Origin of the sequence: Nonomuraea fastidiosa, from assembly GCF_042751225.1 — a bacterium.
Taxonomy (GTDB): Bacteria; Actinomycetota; Actinomycetes; order Streptosporangiales; family Streptosporangiaceae; genus Nonomuraea; species Nonomuraea fastidiosa.
Genome location: NZ_CP170570.1, coordinates 8949973 through 8963108, shown reverse-complemented (window position 1 = coordinate 8963108; position 13136 = coordinate 8949973). Strand labels below are relative to the sequence as shown.

Annotated in this window: 10 protein-coding genes; 7 read left to right on the top strand and 3 right to left on the bottom strand. The window is 73.1% G+C overall.

All coding sequences use genetic code 11. The features are described 5' to 3' along the window. Positions 1 to 7 precede the first annotated feature (7 nt). A complete protein-coding gene (locus tag ACFMQL_RS41310) occupies positions 8 to 892 on the bottom strand; it encodes a sulfotransferase (protein WP_364065646.1) in 885 nt (294 codons plus the stop codon). Positions 893 to 922: 30 nt separating this feature from the next. On the opposite strand from ACFMQL_RS41310, the gene ACFMQL_RS41305 reads away from it, so the two are divergent. Genes ACFMQL_RS41305 through ACFMQL_RS41295 form a run of 3 tightly spaced genes read left to right on the top strand, consistent with a single transcriptional unit; the run spans position 923 to position 3463 of the window. Continuing rightward, positions 923 to 1660 (top strand): NAD-dependent deacetylase, encoded by a 738-nt coding sequence (locus ACFMQL_RS41305; protein WP_378790099.1) that lies wholly within the window; start codon positions 923 to 925, stop codon positions 1658 to 1660. After that, positions 1647 to 2549, top strand: coding sequence for an LD-carboxypeptidase (locus tag ACFMQL_RS41300; protein ID WP_378790098.1), 903 nt, complete (start codon positions 1647 to 1649; stop codon positions 2547 to 2549). Before ACFMQL_RS41305 ends, ACFMQL_RS41300 begins: the two co-directional genes overlap by 14 nt. A gap of 32 nt (positions 2550 to 2581) precedes the next feature. After that, a complete protein-coding gene (locus tag ACFMQL_RS41295) occupies positions 2582 to 3463 on the top strand; it encodes a hypothetical protein (protein ID WP_364065639.1) in 882 nt (293 codons plus the stop codon). A gap of 91 nt (positions 3464 to 3554) precedes the next feature. On the opposite strand, the gene ACFMQL_RS41290 is transcribed toward ACFMQL_RS41295, so the two are convergent. Continuing rightward, positions 3555 to 5858 carry an ATP-binding cassette domain-containing protein gene (locus ACFMQL_RS41290; RefSeq protein ID WP_378790097.1) on the bottom strand — a complete coding sequence of 768 codons (2304 nt, stop codon included), beginning with the start codon at positions 5856 to 5858 and terminating at the stop codon, positions 3555 to 3557. 113 nt (positions 5859 to 5971) lie between these two features. Here ACFMQL_RS41290 and ACFMQL_RS41285 point away from each other — a divergent pair, with 113 nt between their 5' ends. After that, a complete protein-coding gene (locus ACFMQL_RS41285) occupies positions 5972 to 6334 on the top strand; it encodes a YybH family protein (protein WP_378790096.1) in 363 nt (120 codons plus the stop codon). Positions 6335 to 6540: 206 nt separating this feature from the next. On the opposite strand, the gene ACFMQL_RS41280 is transcribed toward ACFMQL_RS41285, so the two are convergent. Then, positions 6541 to 7593 carry a PP2C family protein-serine/threonine phosphatase gene (locus ACFMQL_RS41280; RefSeq protein WP_364065630.1) on the bottom strand — a complete coding sequence of 351 codons (1053 nt, stop codon included), beginning with the start codon at positions 7591 to 7593 and terminating at the stop codon, positions 6541 to 6543. Between the two features lie 1232 nt (positions 7594 to 8825). Between ACFMQL_RS41280 and ACFMQL_RS41275 the strand changes: the two genes are divergently transcribed. The 3 genes from ACFMQL_RS41275 to ACFMQL_RS41265 all read left to right on the top strand — a co-directional run bounded on the left by ACFMQL_RS41275 (position 8826) and on the right by ACFMQL_RS41265 (position 13120). Beyond that, entirely contained in the window at positions 8826 to 11834 is a 3009-nt protein-coding gene (locus ACFMQL_RS41275) for a hypothetical protein (RefSeq protein ID WP_364065627.1), read from the top strand. Positions 11835 to 11903: 69 nt separating this feature from the next. Continuing rightward, on the top strand, positions 11904 to 12737 hold the full coding sequence (locus ACFMQL_RS41270) for an NAD-dependent protein deacetylase (RefSeq protein ID WP_364065624.1): 834 nt from the start codon (positions 11904 to 11906) through the stop codon (positions 12735 to 12737). Positions 12738 to 12742: 5 nt separating this feature from the next. Then, complete coding sequence (locus ACFMQL_RS41265; RefSeq protein ID WP_364065621.1) at positions 12743 to 13120, top strand: YchJ family metal-binding protein; 378 nt, start codon at positions 12743 to 12745, stop codon at positions 13118 to 13120. Positions 13121 to 13136: the final 16 nt, after the last annotated feature.

The window sequence follows — 13136 nt, the reverse complement described above, 5'->3', positions numbered from 1 at the left end:
GGGCGGGTCAGCTCTTCAGGTAGCCGAGCCGGTTCAGCTCCTGCCTGGCGACCTTCTCCACCAGCTCCAGGTCGTCGCGGCCCAGCGCGGTACGCCACGCGCCCACCTTCGGCACGGCGGGGTCGTACATGACGACCTTGGACACCCGCGTCTCCAGGAACTCCGAGAGCCCGGCCACCGCCTGCTGCGGCCTGCTCACCAGCTCCTCGTAGCGCAACGTCAGCAGCTGCCGTTCGGGCAGCGTGCGGCGCAGCTCGGCGCTGAGCCGCACGGCGCTGCGCCACCGCAGCGCGCTCTTGCCCGCCGCGGGCATGGCCTTCCATCGCTCCAGGTGCTCCTCCTTGTTGACGCCGAGGAACGCGCTGGGGAACTCGGTGTGCTCGGCCACCATGGCCGGCTTGAACCAGGCCAGGCAGGCGGGGTCGGCGAGCATGCCGGCGACGACGTCCCTGCCGTCGCGGATGAGCTGCACGAAGCGGGCGTCGGGGAACGCCTGGAGCAGCACGGGCGCGCTGTAGAGCAGGTCGGGGCTGCCGTCGCCGAAGCGGGTGACGTCGGCGGCGCTGACGCACGGGCCGGTGCCGGTCACCCCGCCGGCGTCCCGGCACGACTCGGCGCAGTCGCCGCAGGAGCGGGGGAGCACCTGCCACGATTCGGCGAGCGCGTCGCGCATCACCTGGACGGCGCCGGTCGTACGGGAGAGCGACGGTTTGCGGGCGAAGGCCTGGACCACGTGCGCCACGCTCGCGCGGCCCATCGTCACGTGGAAGCCGGGTGATCGTTTGAGGGCGCGGGCCAAGAGGTCCACTCCGGAATGCGGCGCTCCGAGCAGGAAGACCGGACGGCGGACCTTGATGCCGTTGACCACGAGGATGTGGGGCGGAAGTCGCATACAGCAGCCAAGTGTGACACCGTTTGGCAGGTGAACGCGCCAACCTCAGTGTCGGTCCTCACCGGAGCGGGTGTGTCCACCGATTCCGGCATTCCCGACTATCGGGGGCCTCAAGGCGTGTGGACGAAGAACCCGCGCGCCGAGGCCGACGCGACGATCGACCGCTACCTCGCCGATCCCGAGGTCAGGCGGGCCGCCTGGCAGGCCCGGCTGCATTCGCCCGCCTGGCAGGCCGAGCCCAACGCCGCCCATCTGGCGCTGGTCGAGCTGGAGCGAGCCGGGCTGCTGCGCGCGCTCATCACCCAGAACATCGACGAGCTGCACCAGCGCGCCGGGTCGTCGCCGGAGAAGGTCATCGAGCTGCACGGCACCATGCGCCGCGCCGAGTGCCTGTCCTGCGACCTGATCACGCCCATGGAGGAGGTGCTGGCCAGGGTCGCCGCGGGCGAGGACGACCCGCCGTGCCCGCGCTGCGGCGGCATCCAGAATGCCAACACGATCTCGTTCGGGCAGTCGCTGAGGCCGGAGGTGCTGACCGCGGCGCTCGACGCGGCCCGCTCGTGCGAGCTGTTCCTGGCGGTGGGCACGTCGCTGACCGTGCACCCGGCCGCCGGGCTATGCGGCGAGGCGCTCGACGCGGGCGCCCGGCTGGTGATCGTGAACGCCCAGCCGACCCCCTACGACCCTTACGCCGATCGGGTCGTCAACGAGCCGATCGGCCAGGCACTACCCGCGCTCGTCAAGGAGTTGATCGATGCGGCAAGGTGACACCGTCGCCATCGTCTCGCCGTCCGGACCGCCCAATCCCGAGCTGCTGCGCCGCGGCGTCCAGCGGCTGGAGAGCCTCGGGCTGAAGGTGGTGACCGGGGCGCACGCGCTCGACCGGCAGAACCTCGAGTACCTGGCGGGCGAGGACGCCGCCCGGGCGGCCGACCTCCAGGACGCCTGGTGCGACCCGGCCGTCTCCGGCGTCTTCTGCTGCCGTGGCGGCTACGGCGCGGCCCGGCTGCTCGACCTGCTCGACTGGGACGCGATGCGGGCCGCGGGGCCGAAGGTGCTGCTCGGGTCGAGCGACATCACGGCGCTGCACAACGCGTTCGGCATCGAGCTGGGCGTGCCGACGCTGCATGGGCCGATGGCCGCCTGCGACGTGATCGCGGGGGATGAGGCCGGTCCCGAGCCGCGCACGTGGGAGAGCCTGCGCGAGGCGCTGTTCGAGACGGGCGCGCCGGTGCCGGTCACCGGTGACCGGGTGCTGGCGCCCGGCCGGGCGGAGGGCGAGGTGCGCGGGGGTAACCTGTCGTTGCTCGCCTCCATGTGCGGCACGAGGTGGCAGCCGTCGTTCGACGGTTGCATCGCGTTCCTCGAGGACATCGGCGAGGAGCCCTATCGCGTCGACCGGATGCTCACCCAGCTTCTGCAGGCGGGCGTCTTCGACGGCGTACGAGGTGTCGCGCTGGGCTCGTGGGTGGGCTGCGGAGATCCGTACCCGGTGCTGGAAGACCGGCTGCGCCCGCTGGGGGTGCCCATCGTGGCCGGTTTGCCGGTGGGACACGGGACACCCCAGATGAGCGTGTGGCTTGGGGCACTTGGTGTTATCGATACCGAATCGTGTTCGCTGACTGGCTCGACGGGGGTCTGGGACCAGGCAAGGTAGAGGGACAAATCCGGCAGAAAGGGACACAGCACGTGAATGGGTTCGAACGTGACCGCGAGCCCTCGGGCCGTACGGTCGAGGACGTCGATCTCGATTCGCTGCTGGCGCTCGTCGCGGAGTCCCTCGGATACTCCTTCTCGTTCTCCGGCGACGGCTCCCGCCTCACCCTCACCAGCGCGGCGGGGCCGGACGCCGGGCTGGTCGTCAAGCTGACCGGGCTGCGGCGCGAGGCCGCGCGGCGGGCCAGGGAGGACTGGCCGGTGCTGGTTTCCGAGCATCTCGCGCACGCCGTCGCCACCGTCGGCGAGCGCGTGGACGTGTGCGACCTGGAGCAGGCCGGGCCGCTGCTGCGGATCAGGGTCGAGTCGGTGGACGAGGTGCCCGACCTCACCCGCGTCGTCGGCCGCCACCTCAACGCCGACCTGGTCGAGCTGCTCACCGTGGGCGCGCGGCTGGTCCGCCCCGAGGAGTCGGGCTGCTGGCCGGTCTCCGGCGGGCAGGCGCTCGACCGGGCGGTGGCCAACGTCCGCAGGCACGGCTCGCTGACCACCGAGCACATCGAGCTGTCCGGCACCCCGGTCATCCGGCTGACCGCCGAGAGCCCGTCGGCCGCCGTCCACCTGCGCTGGCTGGACGAGCACGTGGCCGTGCCCGGCGACGGGGTGCTCGTGGTGCTGCCCGACCCGTACACGCTGCTCGTGCACCCGGTGGACGGCATCGGCGTGGTACGCGCGCTCGAACGGCTGCGCGTGCACGCCGTGCGCACCGACGGGCTCAGCCCCCAGGTCTACTGGTGGCACGACGGGCGGCTGACGCTGATCAGGGCCGACATCGTCGCCCAGGACGGGCAGACCAGGCTCGTCGTGGCGCCGCCGCCCGAGTTCGCGCGCGTCCTGGCCCGCCTCGCGGTCTGACCCTCGCCGTTCGCGGGCGTCTCGCCTCGCCGTCGGAGGCCCGCTGCGTGTGCCCGCCTCGCCGCCTGACCCTCGCCGTCTGATCTCGCGCTCAGCGGGTGCGGCCGACGTAGTCGCGCAGGTGGACGGCCGTCAGCGAGGTGCCGGTGGCGACCAGCTCGCCCGGCGTGCCGGTGAAGACCACCTGACCGCCGTCGTGACCGGCGCCGGGGCCGAGGTCGATGATCCAGTCGGCGTGCGCCATGACGGCCTGGTGGTGCTCGATCACGATGACCGTGTTGCCGTCGTCCACCAGGCGGTCGAGCAGCGACAGGAGCTGATCGACGTCGGCGAGGTGCAGGCCGGTGGTGGGCTCGTCCAGGACGTACGTGGTGCCGGTCTTCGCCATGTTGATGGCCAGCTTGAGCCGCTGCCGCTCGCCGCCCGAGAGCGTCGTGAGCGGCTGCCCGAGCCCGAGGTAGCCGAGGCCGACGGCCATCAGCCGGTCGAGGATGACGCCCGCCTGCCCGTCGGGGAAGAACTCCCTGGCCTCGGCCACCGGCATCTCCAGCACCTCGCTGATGTTCTTGCCGCGCAGCCGGTACGTCAGCACCTCGGGCGTGAACCGCTTGCCCTCGCACTGCTCGCACACCGAGGCCACCCCGGCCATCATCGCGAGGTCGGTGTAGATGAGGCCGATGCCCTTGCAGGCCGGGCAGGCGCCTTCGGAGTTGGCGCTGAACAGGCCCGGCTTGACGCCGTTGGCCTTGGCGAACGCCGTACGGATCGGGTCGAGCACGCCGGTGTAGGTGGCCGGGTTGCTGCGGCGCGAGCCGCGGATCGGCGACTGGTCGGCCACGACCACGCCCTCGCGGCCCGCCACGTACCCGTGGATCAGCGAGCTCTTGCCCGAGCCCGCCACTCCGGTGACCACGGTGAGCACCCCGAGCGGGATGTCCACGCTCACGTCGCGCAGGTTGTGCAAGGTGGCGTTCCTGATCGGGAGCCGCCCGGTGGGCTTGCGCACCTCCTCGCGCAGGCTCACCCGGTGGTCGAGGTAGCGGCCGGTGAGCGTGCCGGAGGCGCGCAGGCCCGCCAGGTCGCCCTGGTAGCAGATCTCGCCGCCGGCGGTGCCCGCGCCGGGGCCGAGGTCCACCACGTGGTCGGCGATCGCGATCAGCTCGGGCTTGTGCTCGACGACGAGCACCGTGTTGCCCTTGTCGCGCAGCCGCAGCAGCAGGGTGTTCATGCGCTGGATGTCGTGCGGGTGCAGCCCCGCGGTCGGCTCGTCGAAGACGTACGTGACGTCGGTGAGGCTGGAGTTGAGATGGCGGACCATCTTGACCCGCTGGGCCTCGCCGCCCGACAGCGTGGCGGACTCGCGGTCGAGGCTGAGGTAGCCGAGGCCGATGCCGACCAGGGAGTCGAGCGTGGACAGCAGCCCCTCGAGCACCGGGCCGACCGACGGGTCGTCGATGCCGCGGATGAACGCCGCCAGGTCGTCGATCTGCATGGCCGCGCATTCGGCGATGTTCCTGCCCTGGACGCGGGCCGAGCGCGCGGCCTCGTTGAGCCGGCTGCCGCCGCACGAGGGGCAGGTCGCGAGCTTGATCGCCCGGTCGGCGAACGCGCGTGCCGCCGGCTGCATCGACTCGCGGTCCTTGCCCAGGTACGACTTGCGCACCTTGAGCACGAGCCCCTCGTAGGTGAAGTTGCCCGCGCTGTACTTGAGCTTGACCGCGGGCTTGTAGAGCAGGTCCTGCCACTGCTGCTCGGTGAAGTCCTTCAGCTTCACGCCCGGATCGAACAGGCCGGAGCCCGCCACGACCTGCCACTGCCAGCTCCCGACCGCGAAGCCCGGGATCTTGATGGCGCCGTCGTCCAGCGACAGCTCCCGGTCCACCAGCGCGTCCACGTCGATCTCCGACGCCTTGCCGAGGCCCTCGCACTCGGGGCACATGCCCTCGGCCCGGTTGAAGCTGAAGGCGTAGGCGGGGCCGACGTAGGGGCGGCCGATGCGGCTGAACAGGATGCGCAGCATCGTGTGGGCGTCGGTCACGGTGCCGACGGTGGAGCGCGGGTTGGCGCCCAGGCGCTCCTGGTCCACGATGATCGCCGCACTGAGGTTGTGCAGCGCGTCGACGTCGGGACGGCTGAGGCTCGGCATGAACGACTGGATGAACGCGGTGTAGGTCTCGTCGATCAGCCGGCGCGACTCGGCGGCGATCGTGTCGAAGACGAGCGAGGACTTGCCGGAGCCGGACACCCCGGTGAACACGGTGAGCCGCCGCTTGGGGACGTCGAGGGAGACGCCCTTGAGGTTGTTCTCCCTGGCGCCGCGGACCTGGATGTGGTCGTGGCTGTCCGCCAGAGCGTGATGAGCGTGATCGGTGCTTGCCTCGGGGCTGGTGAGCACGGGATCCTTCCGTCGTCGGCCGAATTGTTTATGCTGTAAGGAGATACGGCCGGGACAGCGTACACCGGCTTCGCGATGATTGTGTCGCGAGGCTCTGACAGAAATGAGGAGTCATGACGATGGAGGACGTCCGGGAGCGCGCCGCCCGGCCCGAGGACCTTAGCCGTTTCGTCGTCGAGCGGCTCAACGCGGGTGACGTCGAGGGGCTGGTGGCGCTGTACGAGCCGGACGCGGTGCTGGCGCTGCCGGACGGCGGGGTCGCCAGGGGGACCGACGAGATCCGCCGGGCGTACGCGGCCCTGGTCGCCGACCGGCCGGTCTTCACCGCGGGGAAGCAGCAGCCCACGCTGGTCAGCGGCGACCTGGCGCTCACCTCCGTACGCCTGCCCGGCGGCGGCGTCACCGTCGAGGTGGCCCGCCGCCAGGAGGACGGCACGTGGCTGTGGGTGATCGACCAGCCGAGCCTGCCGATCTAGGCCGGGCGTCCCGCCAGGCCGAGAGCGGGCCGGCCTGGCGGTGGTGCAGCGCGATCACGGGGACTTCGTGCAGGCTGCCGGAGCACAGGAACCGCGTCACGCGGGGAAGCGCGGGTTGCCGGGGATGCGGAAGTCCACCGGGGCGCGCTCCCCTCACGAGCCGCGCAGGAGTGAGAAGTGCGACGGGCTGTGCGCTTGAGGGTGGCTCACGGGGGGATGGTCGGCGGGCCCATGCGGCGCAGCGTCAGGATCGCGATGTCGTCTCGGGCGTCGGAGCCCGTGAACGCCCGCAGATCCGCGCCCAGCGCGCGGGCGAGCGGCACCGGCGGCTGCGGCGCCCACTGCCGCAGCCGCTGCTCCAGCGGGTAGAAGGCGCCGCGCGGGTCGCGAGCATCGGTCACCCCGTCGGTGCACAGCAGCAGCGTCGCGCCCAGCGGGAACGGGAACCGTGCGGAGCGGCGCGGCTCCGGCCACAGCGACGCGAGCCCCAGCGGCAGGGCGGGCTCGCCCAGGTTCACCTGGTACGCCGTGCCGTTGAACATCACGAACGGGGCGATGTGGCCGCAGTTGACCGCCTCCACGTCCGTGTCTCCGGCGATGTCCAGCACGAGGGCCGTGACCAGCCGCTCGGGCTCGCCCGTCATGGCGGCGAACACGTTCTGCCGCACCACCGTCGTCTCCAGGGCCGTCACCACGCCGGTCAGCGTGTGCTCGCGGTAGGCGGCCTCGCGGAACGAGCCCAGCACGGCCAGCGCCATGCCGATCGCGGGCAGGCCCTTGCCCTGGACGTCCGCGATCAGCACCCGCGTGCCGTGCCGGGACACCGCCACGTCGTACATGTCGCCGCCGACCAGGGCGTCCTCCTCCACCGGGTGGTAGAGGCCGTCCACGGCGACCTCCGCTGTACGGAGGGGGAGCGGGCGCACGATGAGCCGCTGCAGCGCCGAGGCCGCCGAGCGCAGCCGGTGCACCTCCTCCTCCCGGCACACCCGGTACCGGCAGCTCAGCACGCTCACCACGCCGAACACCGTCGTGAACGAGGCCGCGAGCAGCAGGTCGTCGACCTCCGCACCCAGGAAGAAGCCGATGCCGACCTCCACCAGCACCACCCACACCGAGGCGGCGATCGTCTGCTTGACGTCGCCGAGACCCGAGACGATGGCGGGGAGGAAGATCAGCAACGGGTACAGCCGGATGGCCGTGCCCGTGGTCAGGTCGAGCGCGAGCACGACGGCCGTGACGACGAGCAGCCCCGCCACGAACAACGGCGTCCACAGGTAGCGACCGCCGCCGGACCCGCCGCTCGACCTGCCGCCCGGCCACCTCGCCGGCCCGCCACCGCCCGACCAGCCGCCCGCAGCGCCACCGGCCCGGCGTCCCCCGCCCGGCTCGGCGCCCCGGCGTCCCCCGCCCGGCTCGGCGCCCCGGCGCCCTCCGCCCCGATCGGCACCCCCGCGACCTGCCGCCTGGTTACCGGCTCTACGCCCGCCGGCGCGGTCGGCTCGCCTCCTGCTCGTCCCGCTGCTCGGCTCGGCGCCCGCTCCGCTGTCGGCGTGGTCGGCTCGCCTGCCGTTCGCCGCATCGCCCGGCTCATGGCCCACTCCGCCGCCGGCCCGGTGGGCGCGCTTGCCGTTCGCATCGCCGCGCGGCTCGCTGTGTGGCCCGCCGTCCGAAAGGGCCGTATCCCCTGGACGGCCGATCGGGACGTTCGCATGGCCATCCGGGGGAACGCTCGCATGGCCGTCGGCCGGGCCGCTCGCATGCCCATCCGTGGAAACGCTCGCGTGGCCGTCGGCCGGGCCGTCCGCGTGGTCGTAGGCCGGGGCGGACGCCTGGGCGTCCGCTGGGCCGCCCTCGTGGCCCTCGGCCGGAGCCGCGATGTGGCCGTTCGCCGGAGCGGCCGCCTGGCCGTCACTCGGACCGGTTGCGTGGCCGTCGTTGGCCGGGCCTTCGGCGGCCGGTCCCTTCCCGCGCCCCCGTCGCGCGTCTTCCGTCACTGTCTCCCGCACCCCCATGTCACCTTCTATCAGGCCGTTTCGCCTATCCGGCCCGCGGCGCGCGTCCTTGACCCCACCTTGCCCCGGCAAGTAAATGAGAATCTTTCGCGCGGACGTATTCACGCGTTTATCCGAGCGGCCGGATAAGTAGTCGCGCGCCGCTCGTAAGCGTTTTCAAAGGCGAGAAAACGACGGCCCCGAGAGGCCGCCGTTGATGCGTTTTCGGCTCGATTCAGGTGCTGGGTGGATACGGAGCGTTGACTCTGTGTGCGGGAAGGATAGGCCCGTCGGCTACGGAAAGTAAACAGTCGCGTCCCTTTTATGGGGGTTTGCTGGAGTTGCTAGGTAAATGTGGTAAAGGCGGGAGAGGGTGGCCTCGATTCTTGTTTTTCTTTTCCTCGCCAAACGCATTGACAGAAATAAATGATCTTGTAAGCATCTGAGTTGAGACGCGGTGCGGCGGCGAATTCTTGTCAGGAAAGGGAGCGGTCCATATGGACATCGAGCACGACTGGACCCTGCTGCCGGCCGTGGTCGTCCGCAGCGCCGGGTTTCCATGGGAACTGGTGCTGTCACTCGCCTACCTCAGGGCGGCGGAGGCGGCCGCGGTCGTCGTACACCTGGAGCGCAAGGCACTCGACCTGCTCGCCGACGCTCCCGCCGCCGACCCGCGCCCGGCCGGCACAGCCAACGGCCGGGCGGGCACGGGTCCGAGCACGGACACGGGGACGGGACGGCCGTCGCGCGGGCTGCGGGGGCGCCTGCGCGATCTGCGGCCGCTGCCGTCGGGGGCCGTCGTGTCCGGGGCCGGCGACGCGGGCAACTGGGTGCTCGCCTGGAACGAGGTCACCGGCCTCCTGGAGCGTGCCAGGCTCACGCTCACCGCGCTCGTCGGCGGGGACGCCGCTCTCACCAGGGGCGCCGTGGCGGAGCTGACCGCCGACGAACGCTTCCTCGACGCTCTCGTGTGCTCCGCGCCCGGCCTCTACCGCGACCTGCGACACGGCGCCAAGGGCGGCAGGACCCGCCGCGAGCTCGCCGCCCACCTGCAGCGGCTGACCACCTCGTGCGAGACCGACGGCTGCTACGGGCCGCTCAATTACGGCACCGTACGGCCAGGCCCCTCCGGCCACACCTGGCAGGGGCACCGCGTGTACGCCGAGCGGCTGGCCTACCCGGCCGGCCGGGTGAACGAGGCGCTGCAGCAGCGCATCCTGGCCGATCCCACGCTGGTGGCCGGGCTGGTGCCGCGCCGCAGGACCCTGGTGGGCGAGGTACGCGACGGTGCGGCCTTCACCGGTCACTGCGACGGCCGCCGCACGCTCGCCGAGATCGCCGCCGAGACCGGCATCGGCATGGAACGCGCCGCGGCGGCACTGACCGTGGCCGTACGGCGCGGGCTGCTCACCCACGACCTGTGCCCGCCCGCCGGTGCGTGCGACCCGCTCGCCTGGCTGCGCGACCGCCTGACCGCCCGCGGCGTCCCGATCCACGAGGGCGACGACCCCACCCCGGGCCTGCCGGGGCCGGGCGGGCCCGCACCGCACCGGGGGAGCGTCCAGCCGATCGCTCCCTGTGAGTGCCGGCTGCCGCCGCACCCCGCGCACGCGGGCTTCCCTCCTCCCGGCGGCACCGGGCTCCGGCCCGCCGCCGAGCGCGACGACCTCACCGGGCACGGGGGCTCTGGTGCGGCCGGGGGCGCGCTCAACGGCGGGCCGGGGTCCGGGCGGTCCGGGTCCGGTTCCGATGGCAAGCCGGGCAACGGCTCCGTTGGCAAGCCGGGCAACGGCTCCGTTGGCAAGCCGGGCAACGGCTCCGTTGGCGCGCCAGGAAGCGGGAGCGGGTCCGCGAACGGTCTCGCGGGCGAGCCGGGGTCCGGGCTCGGGAGCGGGTCCGGCAGGCGGTCCGGGGCCGGGGCGGGGGAGAAGGGCGTCCCCGGTGAGCGACCGGTGGGGCAGTCCACCGGAGCTCCGGGCCGGGGGCAGGTGGGGGCGTCGGGGACGTCCGGACGGGGGTTCGTGGCTCCCGCGGGCGTGCCCGTGCAGCGCGGGCTGAGCGGCGCCGGCCAGGCGTCCGGGTCCGAGCTGCCGGTGGGGCGGCGGGTCGGGGAGATCAGCGAGTTGCTCGCGAGGTATCCCGCCGCCTCACCCGACGTGAAGCTGGCCGTGCAGCGGCGGATCGAGGCGCTGGCCGGACTCGGCGGGCACCGCGACGACCAGGCGGTGGTGCACGAGGCCGCCGCGGGCACGCTGCGGGTCGGCATCGGCGACGCGCTCGCCGCCGACCTGCGGGAACGTGTGCCGAGGGTGCTCGACCTGCTGGCCGAGGAGGCCGAGCTGACCCGGCTGCGCACCAACCGGCTGCTGGCGGGACGGCTCGGGCCCGGCACGTACGCGCTGGCCGACGCCCTGCGCATGACCGGCGACCTGGAGATCGACCACGGCGACCGGCTGTCCGCCCGCATCGCGGAGCTCGTCCGCGCGGCCCCTCCGGGCGCCACCGTGCTGAACCTCGCGGGCCTGCTCGACGAACCCGCCCCGCCGGCCGCGCCCGTGCTGTGCTCGGCGGATGTGATGGTGGCCGCGCCGGAGCTGGAGGCGTACGAGCCGGGCGTCACCCCGCTGGTCCTGACCGGCCTGCACGACGGGGTGCTGCTCACGCCGTGGGCGCTGCAGTTCCACGACGAGAGCGACGCCTGCCTCGCCGAGCGCGACGAGCAGGTGCGGCGGGCGCTGGCCGGGTTCACGGTGCTGAACGTCGTCTCCAGGCCCGAGCACGGCGTGCCCCGGCCCGACCTGCCAGGGCCTGTGCTGGAGCTCAACGGGGGGACCGCCGACCCCGGCCGCCGCAGGATCGGCCTCGACGAGCTGTACGTGCACAGCGACGGCCGCCGCGCCGTCCTGCACGCCAAGGGCTTCGAGGAGCCGCTGCTGTTCAACGACGGCGAGCACGACACCGCGCTGCACACGGCGCTCGCGCTGCCGAGGCTCCGGCTGCCCCGCTTCCACGACCTGCCCCGCATGCCCAGGCTGACCTGGGACAACGTCGTGCTGGCCGGGCGGCGCCGGCATCTCGAGGCGGACGCGTTCGAGGCGCTCGGACAGGCGGGCGGCGACGGCGACCTGCTGGTGAGCATGGCCCGGCTGCGGGAGACGTACGAGCTGCCCGTCGTGTTCTACGCCGCCACCGCCCGCGAGCGCATCTACGTCGACACCCGCTCGCCCGCCCTGCTCGAAGGGCTCGCCCGGCTCGCCGCCGGAGGCGAGGGCATCACGGTGAGCGAGGTGCTGCCGGGGCCCGAAGGGTGCTGGCTGCGCGACGGGGAGCACCGGTTCGCGGCCGAGCTGCGCTGCGTCTACCTGCGCCCGGCCGGCCCGAGCCGCCGCGAGGAGACCGGCCCGGCCGTCCGGGCACCGGTCTCGAAGCCCGCCGCCCGCCTGTTCGGCCGGTCCGCGGTCCACCCCTACCCGTGGCCCGGCGAGACCACCCGCTACAGCCGGTGACCCCGCCTTTCTCGCGGACGGCGGACGGCGGACGGCGCGGGGGTGCGGGACGGAAGGCACCATAGAGAGGTGACACCGAGCACCACGAAGGTGGCCGAGCTTGCCGAACTCGTCGCCAAGGGCGGGGTGGCCGTGCTCAGCGGGGCGGGGCTGTCCACCGAGTCCGGCATCCCCGACTACCGGGGGCCGACAGGGCGGTCCAGGCGGGCCGAGCCGATGACGTACCAGAAGTTCGTCGGCAGCGCGCAGGCCCGGCAGCGCTACTGGGCGCGCAGCCACGTCGGTTGGCGGCACATCGGCTCGGCCCGCCCCAACGCCGGGCATCGCGCCGTGGCCGAGCTGGAGCGGCGCGGCCTGCTGGCCGGGATCGTCACCCAGAACGTCGACGGCCTGCACCAGGCGGCCGGTGCGCGGGAGGTGATCGAGCTGCACGGCGGGCTCGACCGCGTGGTCTGCCTGGCGTGCCGCGAGCGCACCCCGCGCACCGAGCTGGAGCGCCGCCTCAACGAGGCGAACCCCGGCTGGGAGGCGGGCGGCGCGATCAACCCCGACGGCGACGCCGTGCTCACCGACGAGCAGATCGCCGGGTTCAAGGTCGTCGACTGCGAGGGCTGCGGCGGCGTGCTCAAGCCTGACGTGGTGTTCTTCGGCGAGAACGTGCCGAAACCGCGGGTGGAGCAGTGCTTCGCGGTGGTCGAGCGGGCGAGGACGCTGCTCGTGCTCGGGTCGTCGCTGGCGATCAGGTCGGGGCTGCGCTTCGTCACCAGGGCGGCCGAGCTCGGCATCCCCATCGCGATCGTCAACCAGGGCCCCACCGGCGGCGACGGCGACGCCTCGCTCACCCTCGACGCCCCGCTCGGGCCGACGCTGACCGACCTCACCGCCCGGCTCGGGGCACAATAGGGCCCATGCCTCCTCGCATGTGTCCCTGCGGCCTGCCCGCCTCCTACCACGACTGCTGCGGCAGGCTGCACCGGGGCGAGGCCACGGCCACCACCGCCGAGCAGCTCATGCGCTCCCGCTTCAGCGCCTTCAGCGTGGGCGACGAGGCGTACCTGCTGCGCACCTGGCACCCGTCCGACCGGCCGCGGCGGCTCGGGCTCGACAAGCGCGTCACGTGGGTGCGCCTCGAGGTGCTGGAGACCAGCGGGGGCAGCGTCGTGCACACCGAGGGCACCGTCCGCTTCCGCGCCCACTACACCGAGCGTGGGCGGCCCGGGCACATGGAGGAGCACAGCCGCTTCGTCCGCCTCGACGGCCGCTGGGTCTACGCGGGCGTCGTCTGACCCCGCCGCGCCCGGC

Bases quoted from the DNA above. Each gene is read 5' to 3' on its own strand.
- ACFMQL_RS41310 (WP_364065646.1), bottom strand. From the start codon at position 892: ATGCGACTTCCGCCCCACATCCTCGTGGTCAACGGCATCAAGGTCCGC.
- ACFMQL_RS41300 (WP_378790098.1), top strand. From the start codon at position 1,647: ATGCGGCAAGGTGACACCGTCGCCATCGTCTCGCCGTCCGGACCGCCC.
- ACFMQL_RS41285 (WP_378790096.1), top strand. From the start codon at position 5,972: ATGACGATGGAGGACGTCCGGGAGCGCGCCGCCCGGCCCGAGGACCTT.
- ACFMQL_RS41275 (WP_364065627.1), top strand. From the start codon at position 8,826: ATGGACATCGAGCACGACTGGACCCTGCTGCCGGCCGTGGTCGTCCGC.
- ACFMQL_RS41265 (WP_364065621.1), top strand. From the start codon at position 12,743: ATGCCTCCTCGCATGTGTCCCTGCGGCCTGCCCGCCTCCTACCACGAC.